Origin of the sequence: Streptomyces sp. NPDC005551 (assembly GCF_042871785.1) — a bacterium.
Lineage (GTDB): Bacteria > Actinomycetota > Actinomycetes > Streptomycetales > Streptomycetaceae > Streptomyces.
Genome location: NZ_JBIAJE010000003.1, coordinates 16,821 through 39,132 on the forward strand (window position 1 = coordinate 16,821; position 22,312 = coordinate 39,132).

20 protein-coding genes are annotated in these 22,312 nt (G+C 72.0%); 13 read left to right on the forward strand and 7 right to left on the reverse strand.

Features of this window, described 5'->3' with window-relative positions:
* Positions 1-136: 136 nt before the first annotated feature.
* A complete protein-coding gene (locus ACFYP4_RS08305; protein ID WP_388783904.1) occupies positions 137-1,201 on the reverse strand; it encodes a DUF6745 domain-containing protein in 1,065 nt (354 codons plus the stop codon).
* Positions 1,202-1,223: 22 nt separating this feature from the next.
* Positions 1,224-1,550 (reverse strand): hypothetical protein, encoded by a 327-nt coding sequence (locus tag ACFYP4_RS08310; protein ID WP_358854762.1) that lies wholly within the window; start codon positions 1,548-1,550, stop codon positions 1,224-1,226.
* Positions 1,551-1,721: 171 nt separating this feature from the next.
* On the opposite strand from ACFYP4_RS08310, the gene ACFYP4_RS08315 reads away from it, so the two are divergent.
* From ACFYP4_RS08315 to ACFYP4_RS08350, 8 genes are all read left to right on the forward strand, one after another.
* Complete coding sequence (locus ACFYP4_RS08315; protein ID WP_388783907.1) at positions 1,722-2,675, forward strand: STM4015 family protein; 954 nt, start codon at positions 1,722-1,724, stop codon at positions 2,673-2,675.
* Positions 2,672-3,907: an STM4014 family protein gene (locus ACFYP4_RS08320; protein WP_388783909.1), complete on the forward strand. Its 1,236-nt coding sequence runs from the start codon at positions 2,672-2,674 to the stop codon at positions 3,905-3,907. The genes ACFYP4_RS08315 and ACFYP4_RS08320 overlap by 4 nt, the downstream gene beginning before the upstream one ends.
* Positions 3,908-3,914: 7 nt before the next feature.
* A complete protein-coding gene (locus tag ACFYP4_RS08325) occupies positions 3,915-4,730 on the forward strand; it encodes an STM4013/SEN3800 family hydrolase (RefSeq protein WP_358854780.1) in 816 nt (271 codons plus the stop codon).
* Positions 4,727-6,064: an STM4012 family radical SAM protein gene (locus tag ACFYP4_RS08330; protein ID WP_388783912.1), complete on the forward strand. Its 1,338-nt coding sequence runs from the start codon at positions 4,727-4,729 to the stop codon at positions 6,062-6,064. The genes ACFYP4_RS08325 and ACFYP4_RS08330 overlap by 4 nt, the downstream gene beginning before the upstream one ends.
* A 9-nt stretch (positions 6,065-6,073) precedes the next feature.
* Positions 6,074-6,967 carry an STM4011 family radical SAM protein gene (locus tag ACFYP4_RS08335; RefSeq protein ID WP_358854766.1) on the forward strand — a complete coding sequence of 298 codons (894 nt, stop codon included), beginning with the start codon at positions 6,074-6,076 and terminating at the stop codon, positions 6,965-6,967.
* A gap of 169 nt (positions 6,968-7,136) precedes the next feature.
* Positions 7,137-7,505: a YbjQ family protein gene (locus ACFYP4_RS08340; protein ID WP_358854767.1), complete on the forward strand. Its 369-nt coding sequence runs from the start codon at positions 7,137-7,139 to the stop codon at positions 7,503-7,505.
* 425 nt (positions 7,506-7,930) lie between these two features.
* Entirely contained in the window at positions 7,931-8,380 is a 450-nt protein-coding gene (locus ACFYP4_RS08345; RefSeq protein WP_358854768.1) for a DUF5707 domain-containing protein, read from the forward strand.
* 173 nt (positions 8,381-8,553) lie between these two features.
* A complete protein-coding gene (locus ACFYP4_RS08350; protein ID WP_388783917.1) occupies positions 8,554-9,534 on the forward strand; it encodes a BTAD domain-containing putative transcriptional regulator in 981 nt (326 codons plus the stop codon).
* 232 nt (positions 9,535-9,766) lie between these two features.
* On the opposite strand, the gene ACFYP4_RS08355 is transcribed toward ACFYP4_RS08350, so the two are convergent.
* The 3 genes from ACFYP4_RS08355 to ACFYP4_RS08365 all read right to left on the reverse strand — a co-directional run bounded on the left by ACFYP4_RS08355 (position 9,767) and on the right by ACFYP4_RS08365 (position 12,060).
* A complete protein-coding gene (locus ACFYP4_RS08355; RefSeq protein ID WP_388783920.1) occupies positions 9,767-10,600 on the reverse strand; it encodes an alpha/beta fold hydrolase in 834 nt (277 codons plus the stop codon).
* 123 nt (positions 10,601-10,723) lie between these two features.
* Positions 10,724-11,563: an alpha/beta fold hydrolase gene (locus ACFYP4_RS08360; RefSeq protein ID WP_388783923.1), complete on the reverse strand. Its 840-nt coding sequence runs from the start codon at positions 11,561-11,563 to the stop codon at positions 10,724-10,726.
* A gap of 167 nt (positions 11,564-11,730) precedes the next feature.
* On the reverse strand, positions 11,731-12,060 hold the full coding sequence (locus ACFYP4_RS08365; protein ID WP_358854772.1) for a beta/gamma crystallin domain-containing protein: 330 nt from the start codon (positions 12,058-12,060) through the stop codon (positions 11,731-11,733).
* 487 nt (positions 12,061-12,547) lie between these two features.
* Here ACFYP4_RS08365 and ACFYP4_RS08370 point away from each other — a divergent pair, with 487 nt between their 5' ends.
* The 4 genes from ACFYP4_RS08370 to ACFYP4_RS08385 all read left to right on the forward strand — a co-directional run bounded on the left by ACFYP4_RS08370 (position 12,548) and on the right by ACFYP4_RS08385 (position 16,612).
* Positions 12,548-13,129, forward strand: coding sequence for a sigma-70 family RNA polymerase sigma factor (locus ACFYP4_RS08370; protein ID WP_358854773.1), 582 nt, complete (start codon positions 12,548-12,550; stop codon positions 13,127-13,129).
* A 120-nt stretch (positions 13,130-13,249) separates the two neighbouring features.
* Complete coding sequence (locus ACFYP4_RS08375; RefSeq protein ID WP_388783927.1) at positions 13,250-15,589, forward strand: histidine kinase; 2,340 nt, start codon at positions 13,250-13,252, stop codon at positions 15,587-15,589.
* Positions 15,586-16,269 (forward strand): response regulator transcription factor, encoded by a 684-nt coding sequence (locus ACFYP4_RS08380; RefSeq protein WP_358854775.1) that lies wholly within the window; start codon positions 15,586-15,588, stop codon positions 16,267-16,269. Before ACFYP4_RS08375 ends, ACFYP4_RS08380 begins: the two co-directional genes overlap by 4 nt.
* Positions 16,270-16,300: 31 nt before the next feature.
* Positions 16,301-16,612, forward strand: a complete 312-nt coding sequence (locus tag ACFYP4_RS08385; protein WP_358854776.1) for an SCO4225 family membrane protein — start codon at positions 16,301-16,303, stop codon at positions 16,610-16,612.
* Positions 16,613-16,708: 96 nt separating this feature from the next.
* Here ACFYP4_RS08385 and ACFYP4_RS08390 read toward each other — a convergent pair whose 3' ends face one another.
* Positions 16,709-19,840 carry a BTAD domain-containing putative transcriptional regulator gene (locus ACFYP4_RS08390; protein ID WP_388783932.1) on the reverse strand — a complete coding sequence of 1,044 codons (3,132 nt, stop codon included), beginning with the start codon at positions 19,838-19,840 and terminating at the stop codon, positions 16,709-16,711.
* Positions 19,841-20,221: 381 nt separating this feature from the next.
* Here ACFYP4_RS08390 and ACFYP4_RS08395 point away from each other — a divergent pair, with 381 nt between their 5' ends.
* Positions 20,222-21,370 carry a serine hydrolase domain-containing protein gene (locus ACFYP4_RS08395; RefSeq protein WP_358854484.1) on the forward strand — a complete coding sequence of 383 codons (1,149 nt, stop codon included), beginning with the start codon at positions 20,222-20,224 and terminating at the stop codon, positions 21,368-21,370.
* A 304-nt stretch (positions 21,371-21,674) separates the two neighbouring features.
* Here ACFYP4_RS08395 and ACFYP4_RS08400 read toward each other — a convergent pair whose 3' ends face one another.
* On the reverse strand, positions 21,675-22,253 hold the full coding sequence (locus ACFYP4_RS08400; RefSeq protein WP_358854483.1) for a TetR/AcrR family transcriptional regulator: 579 nt from the start codon (positions 22,251-22,253) through the stop codon (positions 21,675-21,677).
* Between the last annotated feature and the right edge of the window lie 59 nt (positions 22,254-22,312).

Consider the following 22,312-nt stretch of genomic DNA (forward strand, 5'->3'; position numbering starts at 1 on the left):
ACTGTGCCGCGGTGTCGGCGCCCCCCTGCCCGAGAGACAGAAGCAGAAGACAGAAGCAGAAGGGCCTGCGGTGGGTGGGTCAGTGCCTCATGGTTCCGGACGGCACCGGCACCGGTGCCGCCGGCCCACGGCCGCCTCAGGTCTCGACGAGCGGCGCGTAAGCCTCGGGAGCGATCCCGAAGGTCCAGGCGACGCCGGCCTTGGCCGTCCGGGTCGTGGGTGGTACCCGCAGCCAGTAGGTGCGCCGGGTCCCGTCCGGCTCCGGCGTCGAGTTGAGCACTTCCACCATCACGACCGGCTCGTCGTCCGGCAGGTCTATCCGCCACAGGACACCCGTCGCGTCCCGGTGCACCGGGTGGGCGGCCGAGTCCGTGAGGTAGCGGTCGTAGCCGTAGTGCTCCAGCATCACCCGGCGCAGTTCGGCGTTCTCCTCGGAGCGGATCCGCTCCGGTGTGAGCCCGGGCAGCTCCGTGATGAACTCCGCCGGTACGGGCATGCCGCGCCAGGCGTGGAGGGCGAAGCCGTCGGGATAGGCGAGTGCCGGGCCGGTCCCGCTGTCGAGCCGGCCCGCCTCGTCCCGGTGCAGGGCCGTGGGCCGCTCGCACACCACCGCCACGCGGGAGTAGGGCCACCACCAGCCCGCGCTGCGGCACACGGCGGCCACCGCCTCCAGCGGGCCGTCGTCGGGGGTGAACGCGGCGAGCCAGGGAGCGTCGTGCTGCCCGAGCACGGCGTCCAGGAGAAGCAGCCTGATGTCCGCAGCCGCCTCCCCGGTGTCGCGGCCCACCAGCTCTTCCAGGACGCCCGTGCGGATCCGGTCCACCAGCGCCTGGGTCGACTCCCACAGGCGCCCACCGGTCGCGGCCCAGTGCGCCGACCATCCCGTGGCTCCCAACTGCTCGTGCAGTCGCCGCCGTTCGAGCGCCCAGGGCGTGCTGCGGACCGCGTCCCGCACGCTGGGTCCCCGGTCCGGAAGGTCCCGCAGCAGTTCGACGGCCGCGCGCGGGGATCCGGCCCACACCACGCGCTCCGGTTCGGGAAGACCCGCTTGCCGATAGGCCCGTCGGACACCGGCCTCGGCGACCGTGCGGTCGGCGGGAACGGTTGCCGAGAGCCACCCGCGCCACGCGCTCAGCTCGTCGGAGGAACTGTCCTCCACAATGTCCCCCACCGCTGTCCCGTCGGCCTCAGTCCTGATCATCTGCCCCTCCGTCATGCGCTGTTCAGTCCGCCACGATCCGCACGGATCCGGGCACGTACTCCCGCTGCCTGATCACCCGGTACCACCCCTTGGGCAGCGCGATCACCGCGTGCTCCTCGTGCACCACGCGTCCGCCGTGCGGAAGGTGCAGCAGCAAAGGCCCGAACGGCCCCGGCTCACGCACCAGTTCTCCCGGTCCGACGACGGCGTGGGCATGTCCGGTGACCTCGCCGAGCGCCAGCACGAGCCGGCCCCGCGCGTCGCGCCGCTCCCTCGGCGAACGGGCGACATGCGCCGGCACCGCTTCCTCCGTCACGGGCACGATCAGCACGTCTCCCTGCCGGTACATGGCTCTCCTCTCACCGCCGGGTGCTCGGCGCACCGGCCTCATGTCGACGACCGTAGAGGCCACCACTGACAACGCCCCCGCGAAGCGGCCCCGCCGACGAGTGCTGTCAGTGCCTCTTGGTAGAACTTCCGACATCACGGACCGCACACTTTTCTTCTCAGGAGCAGCCGTATGACCATTGGTGAACACCTCTCCGCGCTGTACCGGCTGCCCGCCTACGACTTCCCGGGTCCCGAGGCGAAGGTGGACGGCCTTCCCGACGCGGACGCCGTCGCCTGGCGGATCACCGGCGACGTGTACGACGCCGACGAGGACTGGACGGGGGCCTTCGAGCGCTTCCGCGCCGCCGTCGACACGACGCGTGTGCGGGCGCTGATCGTCGGGGCCTGGGAGGAGGCGTACGACTCGGACCCCTCCGACGTCATCGAGGCCCTGGTCACCGCCCGGGAACGGTTCCCCGCGCTGCGCGCGCTGTTCCTCGGCGACATGGTGATGGAGCAGTGCGAGATCTCCTGGATCAACCAGACCGACGTCACCCCGCTGCTCAACGCCTTCCCCGCCCTGGAGGAGTTCGGTGTGCGCGGCGGATCGGGGCTGCGGTTCCCCGCGGTGAACCACGGCGCGCTGCGCAGGCTCGTCGTGGAGACCGGTGGGCTGCCCGCCGAGGTGGTGCGCGGCATCGGCGGCAGCGACCTGCCCGCCCTGGAGCACCTCGACCTGTGGCTGGGCACCCCGGAGTACGGCGGCGACAGTGAGGCCGCCGACCTGGCGCCCATCCTGTCCGGCGCCCGCCTGCCGCGCCTGCGGCATCTGGCCCTGCGCAACAGCGAGATGCAGGACGCCGTCGCCGCGGCCATCGCCTCCGCCCCCGTCGTGGCCCGTCTGGAGGTGCTGGACCTGTCCATGGGCGTCCTGACCGACGAGGGGGCCGGTGCACTGCTCGCCGGTCAGCCCCTCACCCACCTCAAGAAGCTCGACCTGCACCACCACTACCTCAGCAAGCCCTTCGAGGAGCGCGTCCGGCAGACCCTGGAGGGCGTGGAGGTGAACCTGGACCGTGGCGACGCGGACGAGGACACCGAGGACGACGGCACGGTCTGGCGATACGTCGCCGTGGGCGAGTGAGCGCACCCCCCGTGACCCGGCCGCCGGCTCTCGCCCTGCCGCGCTTCGCGGTGGTCGGCAACCCGGAGAACCGCCGGGTGTCCCTCTTCGGCGACGCGGTACTCGCGGCCGGCCTGCCCGGCCCGCGCGTCGTCCCCTGGGTGGACGTCCTGCGCGCCCGGGGAGCGGACTTCGGCGCGGACGAGATCGTCCGGATCGACTCGCCCGGTGAGAACGCCGAGGTCGACCGTCTGCTGCGGGGCACCCAGGACCTCACCCGGGTCGAGGGTTCGGCCCGCTGGTACGCCGGGTTCACCGCCGCGCTGCGCGGTCTGCGCGGCGGTGTCCGCCTGGACGACCCCGGCGACCTCGCCGTGCTCTTCGACAAACGGCGTTGTCACGGCGTGCTCGACGCGGCGGGCGTACCCGTCCCCGCCTCGCCCACGTCGAGTCGGCCGGGTACGCCGGGCGCGCCGGTGCGCGGCTGGGACGACGTGCGGACGCTGATGCGTGAGCACCGCATGCCGCGCGTGTTCGTCAAGCCCGCGCACGGCTCGTCCGCGTCGGGGGTTCTCGCCGTCGAGACGGGCGGCGGTGGTCGCGTCCGGGCCACCACGTCCGTCGAACTCACCCCGGGGAACCGGCTGCACAACTCCCTGAAGGTGCGCCGCTACGACCGCGAACAGGACATCGCGGCCGTCGTCGACGCGCTCGTCCCGGACGGCCTGCACCTCGAACGCTGGCTGCCCAAGGCGTCCCAGCAGGGCAGAGCCGCCGATCTGAGGGTCGTCGTGGTGGCCGGCCGGGCCACGCACGCGGTGGTCCGCACCAGCCGCTGGCCGATGACCAACCTCCATCTCGGCGGCCTCCGCGGTGACCTGGGCGCGGCCCGTCAGGCCGTGGAGTCCGCCGGCGCGCGCTGGGCCGCTCTGCTCGACGTGTGCGAGCGGGCCGCGGCCTGCTTCCCGCGCACCCTGTGCGTCGGCGTGGACCTGCTGCCTGCCGTCGGCTGGCGCAGAGCCTTCGTCGGCGAGGTCAACGCGTTCGGCGATCTGCTGCCCCGGCTCACCGGCCTGCCCGGCAGCGGCGCCGAGGGCCTGGACACCTACGCCGCGCAGGTGGCGGCCGTACTGCGTGGCCACCCCCGACCCGGCCCGCCCCACCCGGGGCACCCTCGGCCCGGCCCGCCCCATCCGGGGCACCCCCGATCCGGCCCGCCCCACCCGGACAGAACAGGAACCGCCCATGCCTGAGCCCGACATGACCGAGGTGGTCGGCAGCCACGACATCCTGCTGGTCACCCTCGACACCCTGCGCCACGACGTGGCCGTCGAGCTGGCGGCGGCGGGCCGTATCCCGAACCTGGCCCGCCACCTCCCGGGCGGCCGCTGGGAGAAGCGCCACGCGCCGGGCAGCTTCACCTACGCCTCCCACCAGGCGATGTTCGCGGGGTTCCTGCCGACCCCCGCCTCCCCCGGGCCTCATCCACGGCTGTTCGCGGCGCGTTTCGCGGGCAGCGAGACCACCGCCGAGGGGACCTTCGTCTTCGACACCCCGGATCTGGTGTCAGGCCTCGCCGGGGCCGGCTACCACACCGTGTGCATCGGGGGTGTGGGCTTCTTCAACAAGCGGGGCCCGCTCGGCTCGGTGCTGCCCGGCCTCTTCCACGAGTCCCACTGGGAACCGGACTTCGGCGTCACCTCACCCCACTCCTTCGAGAACCAGGTCGCCCGCGTGGCGAAGGTCGTCGCTCAACTCCCGCCTGAGCGGCGGCTGTTCCTGTTCGTGAACGTCTCCGCCCTGCACCAGCCGAACTGGTTCCACCTGCCCGGCGCGACCCGCGAGGACGGAGACACGCGCCGGACGCACGCCGCCGCACTGGAGTACGTGGACCGGCACATCGGCCGGCTCTTCGCCGTCGCGAGCAGCCGGCGCCGCTGCTTCGCCGTCGTCTGCTCCGACCACGGCACCGCCTACGGCGACGACGGCTACACCGGCCACCGCCTGGGTCACGAGTCCGTGTGGACCGTGCCGTACGCCCACTTCTTCCTCGACCCCGCCGAGGCCGCCGTATGACCACAGCTCAGCTGACCAGCCCGTACCAGCACTACGTCTACGCCTATCCCCACAAGACCGCCTACCGCCGACTGCCCGACCGTCCGGCGCTCGCCTCCCTCTGGGCGGCCGAACCGAAGGACGCCCTCTCCCTCTACCTGCACATACCGTTCTGCGAGGTCCGCTGCGGCTTCTGCAACCTCTTCACCCGGATCGGCGCACCCGACGGCCTGACCGGCGCCTACCTCGACGCCCTGGAACGACAGGCGGACGCCGTACGGGAGGCGCTGGGACAGGAGGGTCAAGTCCGGTTCGCCACCGCGGCCTTCGGCGGTGGCACGCCGACCTTCCTCACCGCGGCCGAGCTGGAGCGCCTGTGCGACATCGCCGAGCACCGCATGGGCGCCGACCTGCGTGCCGTCCCGCTGTCGGTGGAGGCCTCGCCCGCCACGGCCACCGCCGACCGCCTCGCCGTGCTGGCGGAGCGCGGCACCACCCGGCTGAGCCTGGGCGTCCAGAGCTTCGTCGACTCCGAGGCGCGGGCCGCCGTACGTCCGCAGCGCCGCGCCGATGTCGAGGTCGCTCTCGCCCGCATCCGTGACGCCCGCGTCCCGGTCCTCAACATCGACCTCATCTACGGCATCGACGGCCAGACCGAGCGGACCTGGCGCCACTCCCTGGACGCGGCGCTCGCCTGGCGGCCCGAGGAGCTGTACCTCTACCCGCTCTACGTCCGCCCGCTGACCGGCCTCGGCCGCCGCGGCGAAGAAGGCCGGCCCGACCCCGCCTGGGACGAGCAACGGCTGCGCCTGTACCGCGCGGGCCGCGACCATCTCCTCGCCCACGGCTACACGCAGCAGTCGATGCGCATGTTCCGCCGTACCGACGCCCCACGGCAGGGCGCCGACGACTACGCCTGCCAGACCGACGGCATGATCGGCCTGGGCTGCGGTGCCCGTTCCTACACCTCCGCCGTGCACTATTCGTTCGACTACGCCGTCGGCATGCACGAGATCCGCGGCATCATCGACGGCTACGTCACCACCACCGACTTCACCCGCGCCGAGGTCGGCTACCGCATGGACGGCCGGGAGGCCCGCCGCCGTCACCTGCTGCAGTCGCTGCTCCAGGCCGAGGGCCTCGCCACCGACGACTACCGCGCTCGCTTCGGCAGCTCCCCCGACGACGACTTCGGCCCCGAACTCGGCCGTCTGGCCGACCGCGGCTGGCTGAGCGGCACCGGAGCCTCCGGCCTGCGCCTCACCCCCGAGGGTCTGGCCCACTCCGACGCCGTCGGCCCGGAGCTGTTCTCGCCGGCCGTGCGGGCCGCCATGGCCGCCTACGCGAGGAAGTGACCGCCCGCCATGGACCTGACCGTCCTCTACCGGGGCCCGCTCGCCTCCTGCGACTACGACTGCCCCTACTGCCCGTTCGCCAAGCGGCGGGACTCCACCGCCCGGCTCCGCGCCGACCGCGCCGCCCTGGAACGCTTCGCCCGGTGGGCCGCCGCCCGCACCGACGACCGGCTTTCTCTCCTCTTCACCCCCTGGGGCGAGGGCCTGGTCCGGTCCTGGTACCGGCACACCCTCGCGGAGCTGTCCCGTCTCCCGCACATCCGCAGGGTGGCCATCCAGACCAATCTCAGCTGCCGCACCGACTGGCTCACCGACGCCGACACCGACACCCTCGCCCTGTGGTGCACCTACCACCCGGGCCAGACCCCCTACGACCGCTTCCTCACCAAATGCCGCGACCTGGCCGACCGCGGTGTCCGTTTCAGCGTCGGCGTCGTCGGGCTGCCCGAACACCTGGAAGCGGCCCGCCGTCTGCGCGCCGATCTGCCCGCCCACGTGTACCTGTGGATCAATGCCGCCGAAGGCCACACCTACCAGGACGCCGAGGCCGGGCAGTGGACCGCGCTCGACCCCCTGTTCCCCTACAGCCGCCATCCGCACGCCAGCGCCGGGCTGCCCTGCCGCACCGGCGAATCCGTGATCTCGGTCGACGGCGACGGCACCGTCCGGCGCTGCCACTTCGTCCGTACGGAACTGGGAAACCTCTACGACGGTTCCTACCGCGCCGCCCTGCGCCCCCGCCCGTGTCCCCTGGCCGTCTGCGACTGCCACATCGGATACGTCCATCTCGAGACCCTGCCGCTGTACGACGTCTTCGCGGGCGGCGTCCTGGAACGCGTTCCGGCCGCCCCGCCGGAGCGGCTTGCGCCGCTCGGCGGCCCTGGGTCGCGACGCGCGCGGTGAGGAGCTGAGGACCGGGGCCGAGGACGACGACTCGCCGCACAAGCAGGCCGACGGGCCGTAGGGCCACGTATGGAAAAGGATTCGCGCCGCCGGATGAACCCGCACCCCACCGGCACCGTTGTGGCAGGCGCCTGGTTCTTTTTTCCTTCCTACCTGTAAGGCGGATTCCATGCCCATCGATGACTACACCGGAGGCCCGGCACAGGGCTCGGACGTTCTGGTCGTGACCACCAACGAAGTGCCGGGACATGAGGTGAGGCGAGTGATCGGCGAGGTCTTCGGCCTCACCGTACGTTCCCGCAATCTGGGCTCCCAGCTGGGTGCCGGACTGAAGTCGGTGATCGGCGGTGAACTGAAGGGCCTGACCAAGACACTGGTGCTGACCCGGAACGAGGCGATGGAGCGCCTCGTCGAGGCGGCCGGTGCCCGCGGCGCGAACGCCGTACTCGCCATGCGCTTCGACGTCACGACGGCCCAGGACATCGGCACCGAGGTCTGCGCCTACGGAACGGCTGTGATCATCGCGCCGGCACCCTGAGGGCTGTCCCGCACTCCCGGTGGATCAGCGCGCGGCGCATGTGCTCCATACCGGCGCGGGCGCCACGATCGACCAGGTGGCCGCCGTCCACTGCACTGTCCGAAGGTGCAGGGGGACGGCGGCCACTCCGCTGTCCGCAGGATGTGAGGGCACGGCGGCCATGGCCGGCACCTCGTTGATCATGCCACCACCCGTGGCATCCGCGGTTGGACTTCTGACGGCGTTCTCCGCCTGTGGTTAGAGACGGCAATCATCCGGCCGCCCGAGGACCGCGCCGTGCTCCGGGCCATAGTCTCGAACACATCGGGAAGGCGACCGGCCAGCGGTTCGACCAGCGGTTCTTCCGCACTGCGCCGTGCTTCGCCCTCCCGCTCCAGTCTGCGGGCGCACCACGCCCGCCTCACCAGGAATCCGGGGGATCTCCCATGTCCAAGCGCGTTCTCGTCCCGTCGCTCATCGGTGTCGCCGTCGTCGGCGGAGTGGCCGCCGGTGGGCTCGCCCTGGCCTCGAGCGCCACGGAGCCGGCACTGGCCAACGGCTCGGCCCGCTACGTCGCGCCGTCCGGCGGCAGCAGCGGGTCGCTCATCTTCACGGCGGACGTGCGGGACGACTCGGGTGTCCGGGGCCTCAAGGTCGTGGCCTGGCCCGCGAGTTCGAAGCTCGACCCGACGGAGGCGGAGTTGCGGCACACGGACGACGCCACGTGCCGCAGCACCTCGGCCGACACCGCCCGCTGCACCTACACACTGAAGGTCACGGAGAAGGAGGCGGCCGAGCTGAACCGGGGCACGTGGTACGTCTCGGCGCTGGCAACGGCCAAGGACGAGGACACGGTGTTCGTGCCCCGCGCCGCCACCTTCGACGTCAAGGGCTGATCCGCCGTCGCGCCCGGGCACCCCCGAGGTGCCCGGGCAGCAGCGCGGCGACGACGAAGACCCCGGAACCCTCCGAGCGCGGCAGCCCGAGGGCGCTGAGGTCGCTCACGTGCCCGACGGCCCGTGTGCGTGCAGGTGGTAAGACCGTAGGCGGGGTGCTGGGTGGGGGAACGATGACGGCTGTGGAGCATGACTTCGACTTCGAGTTGCTGGGTCCGCTGGTGGTACGGCGGACGGGCGCGGTGCTGGATCCGGGGCGGCGCAAGCAGCGGTTGCTGCTGATCCGGCTGCTGATCGCCGACGGTCGGGCGGTCGCTCCGGAGGTGCTGTGCGGGGAGCTGTGGCCGGAGCGGCCGGGCCGGGCGCCGGGTGGGGCGACGGCCTCCCTGCACGCCCACGTCAGCAAGGTCCGGGCGGTTCTGGAACCCCGGCACCTGCGCGTGCGGGGCACGTTCCGGGTACTGGTCACCGAACCCGCCGGTTATGCCCTGCGCGTCCCGTCCGAGAGCCGGGACACCGTGCGCTTCGAGCGGGCCGTCGTCCGGGCGCACCGACTGCTGGCGCAGGGGCGGCCCGCGGACGTGCTGCGGGAGGCCGAGCGGGCCCTGGGCATGTGGCGCGGAGCCGCTCTCGCCGACGCCACGCATCAACTGTTCGCCGCTCAGGAGGTCGCACGGCTGGAGGACCTGCGGCAGACCACCCGGGAGGTCCGCACCACCGCCCTGCTCCTGAGCGGACGGATACCGCAAGCGATGGAGGCGGCACGGGAACTGACGGTGCGGCACCCGTTGCGGGAGACCGGCTGGGCTCTGCTGCTGCGGGCCCTGTACCTGGCGGGCCGGCACCCCGAGGCCCTGCGGTGTTACGCGGACCTGCGCGGGCACCTCGCCGACGAACTCGGCCTCGAACCCGGCCCCGCACTGCGCGCCCTGCACGACGGCATCCTCCGCCACGACCTGCCGCCCCTGCCCGTGTCCCCACCCGGCGCGGCTCAGGCGGCGGGTCCGACAACCGGTACGACTGGAAACGGCTGTTCAGGCCGGGCTCGCTGCCCGCATTCGGCCCCGGCCCGCAAACCGCGGGCGCCGTTCCGGAGGATCTCGTCCCCGCCGGGCAGGCGGACCGGTGGTTCGACGTCGGACGCCGGGCACTGAGGGCCGGTGAAGCGGTACGAGCGCCCTGCGACGGACGTGCCCGCAGTGACCTGGCGGGGTCCAAGGACGTGCTTCACCTTCTCCGCCTTCTCCTCTCCCCCGATGCGCATGCCCGGCGGCGTCGGCGGGCCCGTTCGGCGGCCGGTCGCACACGCGCCGCAGGGGTACGGGCGGCGGACACCTCCCGGTCCGCCGCGTCCGTCACCGGCGCGAGCAACCGGCCACCCGCAGGTCACCTCGCCAGGAAGGCGAGCAGGGCGTCGGTGACCTCCTGGGCATGGGTCCACAGCAGGCCGTGCGGAGCGCCCTCGACGACGACGTACTCGGCCTGCGGAAGCGCCCGGCGGAACGGCTCGGCGGTGGCCTCGATCGGCAGGATGCGGTCGGCGGTGCCGTGCAGGATCAGCGTGGGTACGTCGATCTTGGGAAGGTCCGTGCGGAAGTCGGTGGTCCAGGTCGACACGCACGCCAGGGAGGCATACCAGGAGGCACCGGCGGCGACGTTCCAGCTGTGGCGGACGGCCTCCTCGCTGATCCGGGTGCCGAGGTTCTCGTCCAGGTTGTAGAAGTCCTGGTAGAACGCGGTGAAGTAGGCATAGCGGTCGGCGGTGACGGCCTGCTTGATGCCCTCGAACACCTCCCCGTCGACGCCTTCGGGGTTGTCGTCGGTCTTGAGCAGGAACGGTTCAAGGGAGGCGAGGAAGGCGGCCTTGGCGATGCGGGCGGAGCCGTGGGTGCCCAGGTAGCGGCCGACCTCGCCGGTGCCCATGGAGAAGCCGACGAGGACGGCTTCGCGCAGGTCCAGGGTTTCCAGGACGGTGTTCAGGTCGGCTGTGAAGGTGTCGTAGTCGTAGCCGGTGGTGGGCTGGCTGGACCGGCCGAAGCCGCGTCGGTCGTAGGTGATGACGCGGTAGCCGGCCTGGAGCAGGGCGGCGGACTGCTTCTCCCAGGAGTGTCCGTCGAGGGGGTAGCCGTGGATGAGCACGACCGGCTGCCCGGTGCCGTGGTCCTCGTAGTAGAGGTCGATGGAGGCGGAGTTCTCCTGGCCGACGGTGATGAACGGCATGGTGGTTGTCGCCTTTCGGTGGGTGTGCGTCTGGTGGTGACAGTGGTGCGCGACGGTCACGTCACGGGTTACGGGAGATGGCGGGGCGGGAACGGGGGCGAGGCGGGCTGCCGGTCGCGCCGGTCAGCGAACCGTCCGGGCCGCCCTCTCGACGATGCGGGTCACGGCGTCGGGGCGTGAGACGGACACCGCGTGTGACGCGTCGATCTCCGTCGTGTGCGCGTGCGCCCGGGCCGACATGAAGCGCTGGGCGGCCACGGGGATGTTGCGGTCCTCGGTGGTGACGAGCGACCACGAGGGGATCGTCTTCCAGGCGGCCTGCGTGGACTTCTCCTCCAGCGCGGCGCCGGAGATCGGACGCTGCCCGGTGGCCATGAGCCGCGCCCTGTCCGCCGGCACGTCCGCGGCGAACTGCTGGTGGAACTTGTCCGGCTTGATGTAGACGTCGGCACCCTGACTACCGTCCGGCAGAGTGTAGTTCACCGATTCGATCGCCTGGCCGAGGGTGCTGCCGGGGAACTTGTTCGTCAGCCCGAGCGAGCTCTCGCCGGAGTCGGGCAGGAACGCCGCGATGTAGACGAGCGCCTTGACCTTGTCCTCCAGTCCGGCGGCGGCCTGGCTGATGACGGTGCCGCCGTAGGAGTGGCCGACCAGGACCACGGGCCCGTCGATGTGGTCGACGACGCTGCGCAGGTAGGCGGCGTCGTTCGACGGGCCGCGCAGCGGGTTGGCGGCGGCCACCACCGGGTAGCCGGCGCGCTGGAGTCGCTTGACGACGCCGTCCCAGCTCGCGGCGTCGGCGAATGCCCCGTGCTCCAGCACGATCGTCGGCCGCTCCTGGTGGCGGGGTGCGGCCCCGGCCACTCCGGGAAGGGTGACGGCCGTGACGGAGAGGCCCACGGCCGCGAGGGCACCGAGCAGGGCGAACCTGCGGCTCGGTCGGGGCAGGGGGGTGATGCGCATCGTGAACGTCCTTTTTCTTGACCTGGTGGTCTTGGTGGAGAGGGGCACTGAAGGGGCGGGCGAGGCGCCACCGGGCGGGCGGCCACTTTCCGTGGCCGCCCGGGAGGCGCAGCGGTTCATTCGCAGGAAGCGCTGCCGCGGAACGGCGTCGCTGCGGACGCGGCGGGTCAGCGGATCTGCAGGATGTACAGCGTCGCGTTGAGCCCCTCGACATCCCTGATGCTCGACCACTTGGACATGGTCTCCACCTTGTCGCCCAGAATCATCTCGATGTTGTTGTTGCCGGAGGTGATCCTCGAGACGTTGGGAAGCTGGGGTGCTATGACACCCGCGTTGGCGAAACACGCTGTCTTGCCGCCGTCGTACCAGACCTTGACGAAGTCCGTCCGGTCGCCGCAGCCGGTCTGATTGGTCGCGGCGGCCGAGAACGCGGGCAGAAGAGCCGTCATGGCTCCCGCCGTCACGACGAGTGCGATGCGCGTGATGGAGCGCTTCATTGGTGGAGCTTTCCTTCCGTGGTGCGCGGTGCGGTGGTGACCGGTTCACCGTGCAGTGGACTTTCTTCCCTCCGCGGGCGCCGCTCGTGCCGCGACCCGCGGGGACACCCGATACGCGGGACGTGGACGGCGGTGTCCTCTACCGCTTCTGTCAGCCGCGTTGGTGGCGCCGCTGAAGGGTCAGCGGCGGCACGGGGTGCGCGCCCGGCCGTCAGGGGGTTTCGGGCCGGGCGCGACGAGGTGCTTCGGGTACGAAGCGAAGCACCCACCGCCAAGAACGGCGCCGGACGGCATCCGGTTCACCGCTCACAGAACTTCGCCGGTTTTCTCCGGAAGCGCCGGACCCGAAGGACAGGAAGGCACGACAAGAAGGCACGACAAGAAGACGACAAGGTTTGGCCAAGGCGATTCCAAGAGTGTTGGCCCCGCGCTTCCGCCCGTGCGGGAGACACGTCACAGAACACTCGAACAGGATCGAGCTCCACCTATGAACGGGACCTTGGACGCGAGGATCGCCACCCCCGCTCCAGCCCGGGTGCATGCCCGGCACGCCGCGTCGGAAACCGACTGCGACGCCTTCATGAAAGACCTCTACGACCAGTACGGGCCCGTGCTCCTCCGGTATGCCGCACGGCTGCTGGACGGCGACTGGCACAGGGCGGAGGACATCCTCCAGGAGGCAGCGGCCCGCGCCTGGAAGCATGCCGGGTTCCTGGGCACCCGCGGCGAACACATACGGCCATGGCTGTTCACGGTGGTCAGGAATCTGGTCGTCGACCACCACCGGGCTCGTCGGATCCGCCCTCTGGACCTCATGCCTGGCGAGGAGTTGGACGCCGCCTGGGACGGCACGGACTCCACCCTCACCTCCCACGTGGTACTCGAAGCGCTGCGGGATCTCAACGAGCAGCAGCGGACCGTCATCCAGCTCATGTACTACCTGGAGTGCAGCGTGGCCCAGGCCGCGGAGCACCTCGGCATCCCACCCGGCACCGTCAAGAGCCGCGCCTTCTACGCGATGCGGGCCCTGCGCAAGTCGCTGGCGGGACGGGGCGTACTCGGCGCATGACCACCAACAGACCGTGAAGGGGGAGCCCATGGGCTCTGGTTCTGCACCCCAGGTAAGAGAACCGGCTCCGCCTCCAGCCGGAGGACCGCCATTCACCTGCGGCCATAGTCTTGGCCGGTCATGAATCGAACCAATGACCGGTTGCTCCCGGTCCTGCTGTTCTGCGCCCAGGCCGCGGTGTGGCCCGGGGCGGAACTGATCCGTGGAACCGTCCCGGCGGGGTCCGCCCTTCTCGTGGCGGCCCTCGTCTGCGGACTGGTGACGGCCGCCCTCTCTCTTCGGCGATCGAGGCCGGTGATCACCCTCGTCGCGGTCGCCGCCGCCTGTGCGCTGGGCGCCGGCCCGCTGCCCACCGGGGCGGCGGCGGTCCTGGGGACGGCGGGCGTCGCCCTGGCCCTGTTCACCGTGGCCGCCGAACGGGGCACCTTCACCGCGCTGTTGTGCGTGGTGGCACTCTCGGTCTGGCAGACCCTGTACAACCTCACCCTGCACGGGCTCAGCGACCACGACGGTCTCGACCTCGTCCTGACGGCCGTGTTGTACCTCGGCGCGTGTGCCGCCGGACTGCTGGTGCGGCGAACCCGCCGTGAGCGGCGAGCCGCGGAACAGCGGTCGCGGCGGGCCGAACTCGAGCGCCACCGGCTTCCGGAGGCCGAACGGCGCCGAATGGAACGCGAGTTGCACGACGTCAGCGCTCACCATCTGACGGCCGTCGTCGTCACGGCGGGCGCGGCGCTCGGACTGCGCGACCGGCGTCCCGAAATGATCGGCGAGGCTCTCCGGTTCGCCGCCGAGACCGGCCGCGAGGTCACCCGGGCGCTCGGCACGGTGCGGGCGCCGGCACCCTCGCGTGAGCGGCTCCCGTCGCCGAGGGAACAACTGCTCGGTCTGATCGCGGGGTTCTCCCGTCTCGGCCGGCGCGTGGAGCACGAGATCGACCCGCTGCCGGAGGGCGCCGTCGCGGACGCGGCGTACGGCATCGTGCGCGAGGCGCTGACCAATGTGGCGCGGCACGCGCCCGGTGCCCCCACGACCGTGACGTGCCGGTACGGCGACGCCCGCACGGAAGTCGTGATCGTGAGCGCGGCGCCGCCGGCCGGGTCGGCGGCGCACGGCGCGGGCCTCGGGTCCGGACGCGGTCAGGGCTTCCTGCGGTCGCGGGCGCGGGAGGCGGGCGGCACCCTGACCAGCGGTCCGACGGCGGAAGGTGGCTGGGAGGTACGTGCGGTGCTGCCGGGCCGGGTCGCCGCCGCCTCGGTACAGCGGTCGGTTCCGTGGAACTACCGCCTTGCGCAGGTGGTGGCCGCCGCCGGCCTCGCCGTGCAGCCGTTGCTTCCCACGCTGGTCGTCCACAAGGGGTCCGTCTCGGGCGGGCAACAGGTGTCGGCAGGTGTGTTCTTCGCGTTGCTGGCCGCGGCGCAGGGACTCGCACTGCTGTGGCTGCGCCGGGCACCGGGCGTGGCCCAGGGTGTGATGTGCGCACTGGCTCTGCTCTGGCCGCCGGCGATGTCCATGGGCGGATACACCGGCTGGGTGCTTCTGCCGCCCCTGCTGAGCATGGTCGCCACCTGCGCGACGGTCGCCTCCGTCGCGGCCGGCAGGGCTGCCTGCGGCCCGCCGGACGGCGCGGGCCGCCCGCGCCGGCTGCCGCAGGCCGGCCCGGTCGTCGCCGTGCTCGTGCACGCGTTGGCCATGACCGCCGCCGTTCTGCAACGGGGCACGGCCGTCTCCGTCCCGGTCCTCGTCACAGGGGCGGCGACCCAGGCGGCCCTGGCGGTCGGTGCGGCACAGTGGGGCGGGACCCTGTGGGGGCGCCGCCGCCGGGCCGCCCGGGGCGCGCTGGCAAAGAACCTCGCAGTCTGGACCGAGGAAGCGGTACGGGACGCGTGGGCCGAGCGGCGCCGGATCGCCACCGGGCTCGAGACCACCGTTTTCGCCCGCACCGCCGACATGGTCGCGCAGGCTGAGGCCGGCAGGCTCGACGAGGTCGCCGAGCGCGCTCGCGAGGCACTCGCCGCGATGCGTGCCCTGCTCGACACGGTCCGGGACGCCGGAGCGACGCCCGCGCTGCGGCCGCAGCCCACCCTCCAGGCTCTCGACCTCCTCGCCCACCAGATCAGAGCAACCGGCCGCGATGTCGTGATACGGCTGACCGACCGCCTGCCGAGACGGCTGCCCACCCCCGTGGACCTGGCCGCTTACCATGCCTGCGAAACGATGTTGGCGGCCGGCGGTGCGGAGCCGATGGTGGTGTCACTCGACGCGGACGACGCCGCGGTGACACTCACGGCGACCGGCGTGCCGGACAGCGGCCGTTCCGCCCTGTGTGAGCAGTTGGCGGCGCGGGCCGCGGTGATCGGCGGAACTCTCACCACCGGCCCGTCGGGCCCGGTGGGCGTCCGGCTGCCGCTGACCGCGGCGCCGGAGGTGCGGCAGGACGACGAGGAGAAACAAGGATGAGCGTCAGCGTGCTGGTCGTCGACGACCAGGGCATCGTACGGGCGGGGTTCGCGGCCGTGATCGACGCCGAGGAGGACCTGACGGTCGTCGGCGAGGCCGCCGACGGCGCCGAAGCGGTGCGCCTCGCCGAGCAACTGGCGCCGGACGTGGTCCTCATGGACGTCCGCATGCCCGTACTGGACGGCATCGCCGCCACCCAGATCATCACCGGGCGCCCCGACGCACCCCGCGTCCTGGTACTCACCACCTTCGACCTCGACGCGTACGTGTTCGACGCGCTGCGCGCCGGAGCCTCCGGGTTCCTCCTCAAGGACGTACACGCCGGCGAGTTGCTGCACGGCATCCGGGTGGTGGCGGCCGGTGAGAGCGTCCTCGCTCCGTCCGCGACCCGCCGGCTCATCGGCCACTACGCGTCGAGGCCGGGCGCGGCACCCCAGGGCGGCACCCCTGCCGGGGAGCTGAACAGTCTCACCGGCCGCGAACACAGCGTCCTGACCCTGATCGCCGCCGGACTCACCAACGCGGAGATCGGCGAGCAACTCGGCATCACCGTCGGCACCGTGAAGTCCCATGTCAACGCCCTGTTGCGCAAGCTCGGACTGCGCGACCGGGTGCAGGCGACGATCCTCGCCTACGATCTGGGCCTCGCCCAGCCGAACCCGCCCCTCTCCCCCGCCTGACCGCCCGCCATCATCCAGGAGTCCCGCCATCATGACCGGTCCAGGCCCCTCCCTCCTTCGCCGGGTGTTCCGCCCCCTCGGCCACGTCGCCGCGCGCGTCTACCTCGTCGCCTGTGTCCTCCTGTTCGGGTGGGCCCTGCTGGCCGCCTCCGAAGGGTCCATGGCGCTGGTCATACCGCTGCTCGCCATCGTCCCGTCCGGTCTCGTACTGCTTCTCGTCCTGCCCGAAGGCACGGCGACGTTCGGCCTCTCCGTCGTTTTCGGAGTACTGATCAACGCCATGCTCATCGGCTGGTGCGCCCGCGCACTGCGTCGCGGGAACAACCCGGACACGGCAGCCTGAAGCATGTGCCCGCAACCCGGTCCGGGGCCGGGCCGGCCGTGCTGGTCACGGACGCCCGGTGGCGCGATGTCCCCTTGGGATTGCCGCGTCCGTCGCCTACACCGAGGTGTGCTCCGCGGCAGACGGGCACGCGAGCGACGAGGAGCCGTCGTGCCCGTCGCCGTGCGGCTCGCCCGTCGCCAGGGCGGCGAGCCGGTCCCGTACCTGCTGTGCGGTGTGCAGCAGCGACTGCCGTTCGGCGTCGTCGAGCGCACGGAGCCAGTCCGCTCGCGCGGCCTCCCGGTCGCCCATGGCCAGACGGGTGTCGCCCATGCGCATCAGCACGCCGACGACGTTCCTGTGGTCCCCCAGTTCGTCGAACGCCGTCATAGCCCGCCGGTAGGTGGCCATCGCCTCCTCGTACCGGCCGAGCAGACGGAGCGCGTGGGCCAGCACGTCCCGGCCCTGGGCCTCCTGCCACGGTGTACCCAGACGCCGGAACAGGGCGATGGCCTCCTCGCTGTAGGCGAGGCTCCTCTCGGGCTGCCCCGTGTGGGAACGCAGCCAGGCGAGTTCGACGAGGCACTCGGCCACCCACAGTTCGTTCCCTGTCTCCCGGGACAGTGCGAGGCCTCGCTCGGAGAACGCCAGGGCCTCCTGGACCCGGCCGAACAGAAACAGCGCGCACGCCATGGCGTAGTGGGCGCAGGCCTGATCGAGGACGGTGCCGAGTTCCTCGAAGATCACGGTGGCGCGTTCCAGGTGGTCCACCGCCTGTTCCTGGTGGCCCAGATAGCCGTGGACGCTGCCCACGTGCCGCAGGTAACGTCCCTCGGCCAGGCGGTCGCCGAGGCGCTGCGCCACCTCCAGGACGGGCGCCAGGGCTGCGATGGCCTCCGGCCAGTACTCCTGGCGGTTCAGGTGTTCCTTCAACGACCAGGCCAGCCCGGTGACCCGGTCGTCCAGGCCGTGACTGACTGCGGTCTGCAGCAGGGCCCTCAGTACCTGGTGTTCGGCGGCGAACCACCGGCTCACCTGCCCGGCGGTGGTGAGATCCTCCGGGACGGCGCCCGCGGTCGGGGAGCCGAGGTCGAGGTCGGGCAGGGAGTCCCGCTTGAGCAGTCGGTTGCCTGCGTGTGCTGTGAACAGGTAGTGGTCCAGGACCCTGAGGGTGGCCGTGTGGCGTTCGTCGGCGTGGTCGTGGGTGTGGGTGAGTTCGCCGGCGTAGTCGCGCAGCAGGTCGTGGAGGGTGAAGCGGCCGGGCTGGGGCTGTTCGACGAGGCAGGAGCGGGTGAGTGCGGCCAGCAGGCGGCGCGTTGCCGGGAGGGAGAGTCCGGCGAGGCCGGCGGCGGCCGGGGCGGTGATGTGGGGTCCGGGGTGGAGGGCGAGGAGGCGGAAGAGACGCGCGGCGCCCGGGTCCAGGGACCGGTAGGACCAGGAGAACGCGGCCCGGACGTCGGTGGTGGTGTCGAAGCCGGTGAACGCGTCGAGGCCGCCGCGGGCCTGGCGCAAGTCGTCGGCGACGGCGTGGAGGGGAAAGGCGGGGTCGAGTTCGGCGGCGGCGGCGACCACGGCGAGTGCCAGGGGCAGCCGCCCGCACAGCCGGACGATGTCGCGGGCCGCGTCCGGCTCGGCGGCCAGACGCTCGGCTCCCAGCCGCCGCGCCAGCGTCTCGTGGGCCTCGGCCTGCGAGGGCAACGGGAGGGACAGGAACCTGGCTCCGTCGGCCGCGATCAGGCCTGGGAGCCGGTTGCGGCTGGTGACCAGGGTGAAGCAACCGTCTCCCGCGGGCAGCAGAGGACGGACCTGTTGCTCGTCGCGGGCGTTGTCCAGGACGAGCAGGACCCGCCGGCCGGTCAGCAGACTGCGGAAGAGCGCGCTGCGCGCGGGAGTGTCCTCGGGAATCCGCTGGGCGGGAACGCCGAGGGCGGTGAGGAAACCGTGCAGGGCGTCACCGGGTTCCACGGCCGGCGCGTGCGGATGGAACCCGCACAGATTGACGAAGAGCTGTCCGTCGGGGAAGGAGGGGGCGATCCGGTGGGCGTGGTGGACGGCGAAGGTGGTCTTGCCGATGCCTGGGGCGCCGCCTATGACGACGACACGAGCACCGGCCGGTCCCGGCCGGCCGGACGCAGCGCTCACGGCGGACAGCCGCGCGCCTTCGGTCGTCCGGCCCGCGAACACCGCCAGATCGCCCGGTAGTTGTGCCGGACGTGTCACCCGGGCCAGCCCGACCTCGTCAGCGCCGACGGCGGGTGCGCCGCTTGCGCCGGGGGGCTCCGTCGGAGACGAGTGCGGGGCTCCATGAGGTGTACCGGCCGGCCGTGCTTCGCCGACCATGGCTACGGCGTGCTGCTTCCGTGCCTCGTACCACGTCGCCCCCTTCGGATCACCGCTGTCCGCGGTGGGGGCGGCCGGTCCCGCTTCCTGTGCGGTGACGGCGTCCGGCAGGAGCAGGGGCGGCAGGTCGTGGCGGAGGATGCCGTCGTGCAGGGCGCGCAGTGCGGGGCCGGGTTCAAGGCCGAGTTCGTCGGCGAGGTGCCCGCGCAGGTCCGCGTAACACCGCAGGGCCTCGGGGTGCCGGCCCGCCAGGTACAGGGCCCGCAGCAGCAGAGCCCAGCCGGTCTCCCGCAACGGGTGCTCCACCGTCAGTTCCCGGGCCGCCTCCACCGCCTCGGTGATCCGCCCGTTCAGGAGCAATGAGGTGGTACGGATCTCCCAAGCGGTCTGCCGCAGGTCCTCCAGCCGTGCGACCTCCTGAGCGGCGAACAGGTGGTCTGCGGCGTCGGCGAGGGCCGCTCCGCGCCACATGCCCACGGCCCGGCCGACCGTCTCCAGGGCATGTCCGGGACGGCCGTGGCCCAGCGACCGGCGTGCGTCGGCGACGGCCCGCTCGAAGCGCACGGTGTCCCGGCTGTCGGGTGCGACGTTCAGGGCGTAGCCGGACGGTGTGGTGAGCAGTACGTCGAACGTCCGCGTTCCGCGTTGACGCCGAGGCTCCAGAATCGCGCGGATCTTGCTTACATGGGCGTGCAAGGAAGCCATCGTTTTGCCCGGGGCCCGCCCCGTCTGCTGCGGCCACAGCTCCTCGCACAGCGTCTCGGGAGCGACCGCACGGCCGTCGGCGATCAGCAGCCGGATCAGCAGCAACCGCTGCTTGCGCCGCCCCGGATCCAGCACCGCGCCCGCTCGCCGTACCACCAGCGGACCCAGCAACTCGAAGTCCAGCTCATGTTCGGAATCCGGCACCGTTTTCCCCTGTTGTCCCTGCGGCGTCACGCCTCGCACCCCCGCACCCGGCTGACCGGCGGACGCGCGAGCGGCCCGGTCCGAGGCCGGTGGCCTCACCGTGGCCGCAGTGACGAACACCAGGTGCTCGTCCCACCCGGTTGCCCGTGCGACCGTCGCGACCTTGTCGCGGTGGCCGGTCGGCCAGGGACGGTGCTGCGCGGATGATCGGAGCGGTGGGGGCCCCGTCGCCCTCCTCCCGCGTGCCTAACGGGACATTACCAAGGCGTCGTTCGGCGTGAGTAAGCGGCTCCCGCGTTGGTCCACGCAGGACGTGAACCACGGTGCCGTCCCGCACGTTCGAGTAACCGAATAGCACTGTCGTACGTAGCGGAGAATGCCATGGTCACCATCGAAGGAACGAGTACCGCCCGGTTCGAACCGGTCCGGGCAGCACTGGCGGCACACCTGGAGTCCGGCGACGAACTGGGGGCGTCACTGGCCGTGGACGTCGACGGCGTCATGGAGGTGGACCTCTGGGGTGGGCATGCCGACACAGCGCGGACCATCGCATGGGAGCGGGACACACTGGTCAGCCTGTGGTCGACGACCAAGACCCTCACCAGTCTCGCCGCCCTCGTCCTCGTCGACCGTGGAGAACTGGACCTGCACCGCCCTGTCGCGGAGTACTGGCCGGAGTTCGCCGCCCGGGGCAAGCAGGACATCGAGGTGCGGCATGTGCTGGCGCACACCGCGGGGCTGCCCGGCTGGGAACAGCCCTTCACCATCGACGATCTCTACGACTGGCCGACGGCGAGCGCCCGACTCGCCGGGCAGGCGCCCTGGTGGGAGCCGGGGACCGCCGCGGGCTACCACATGCAGACCCAGGGACAGCTGGTCGGGGAGCTCGTCCGGCGAGCCAGTGGCCGGACCCTGGCCGAGTTCGTGGACACCGAGATCGCCAAGCCGCTGGAGGCCGACGTCCAGATCGGTGCGCGGGAAGCGGACTGGCTGCGTATCGCCCCGCTGGTGCCGCCGTCGCAGACCGTCGAGGGAATGACCGGTCTCGATCCCGAGGCGTTCTTCACCAGGACGCTGTTCGGCAGCCCCGCCCGGGACGAGCACGTCGACACCCCGGGGTGGCGCCGCGCCGAGCTCGGAGCCGTCAACGGGCACGGCAACGCGCGGAGTCTGGCCCGTACCCTCTCGGTGATCTCCCGGCGCGGTGAGGCGAACGGCCATCGGCTGCTCTCCCCGGACACGGTGGACAGGATCTTCGACGTGCAGGCCGACGGAGTCGACCTGGTCCTGGGCGTTCCCGTGCGGTGGGGCGTCGGCTACGCCCTCTCGGACCCGAGGACGATGCCGCAGATGCCCACGGGAAGGATCTGCTTCTGGGTCGGCCGGGGCGGCTCGGTCGTCATGATGGACCTCGACCGGCGCGTCACCTTCGCCTACACGATGAACCGCCTGGATGCCGGAATCCTGGGCTCGGAGCGGACACACGGCTACATCCGGCAGGTCTACGAAGCCCTTGACGCCGGGCTCTAGGTTCCGGACGCCGGCAGGCACGAAACGTGGGGCGGGAAGCACGCTTGTCGGCAAACGCCGAGCCGGGTCCTCTGTCTCGCCCATGCGACGAGGGAGGGAAGGGGACCCGCCTACGGTCCGACGACAACCACGCAACCAGCGCCGCCCGGTCTCGGAAGGCGTACGCGCCCGAGCTTGCCCGGGACGAAGAGCGCCCCGTCAGGGCCCATTGATCCGCGACTCGGCCAGGCGGGCGCCTTTTTGACCAGCAGCGGTCCCGTAGTTGGGCGCCGAGCCGACAGACCCCGCCCGTCCGGACGGCGCGTCAGTCCGCGACGAGCCGGTCCACCAGCAGCTCGACTCTCCGCCCGGCGTCCACCGGCGGCAGCCGTCCCGCCCGGGTCAGGGTCGCCAGCCCGTGCAGGGCGGCCCAGAACACCTCGGTGAACAGCGCCGGGTGGACGCCGTCCCCGGCGACCTCGGCGAGGCTTTCCGACAGGGCGGCGAAGGCGTCCTTCAGAGGCTCCGGAGTGTTCTCCTCCGCGAACGCCAGGCCGCCGTCCAGCTGGAACATGGCGTCGTAGACCGCCGGATTGCGTTCGGCGAAGTCGAGGTAGGCGCGGGCGAGCGTGGTGACCCGGGCGCGCGGGCCCTCCGCGGCGGAGGTCGCGGCCCGCAGCGCCGCGGCCATCTCGGCGGCGCCCTCGAGGGCCACGGCGCCGATGATCTCGCGCTTGCCGCGGAAGTGGCTGTAGAGGACGGGCTGGCTGTACTCGATGCTCTCGGCGAGCCGACGGGTGGTCACCGCGTCCCAGCCCTGCCGCTCGGCGAGTTCGCGGGCCGTCGCCACGATGAGGCGTTCGCGGACCGCCCGCTCGCGCTCCTTGCGTTCTTGTACCGACACCCCTGAATCCTAGCACCGCTAGACAAGCAAGCGACAGCAGCACTAGCATCGCCTCATAA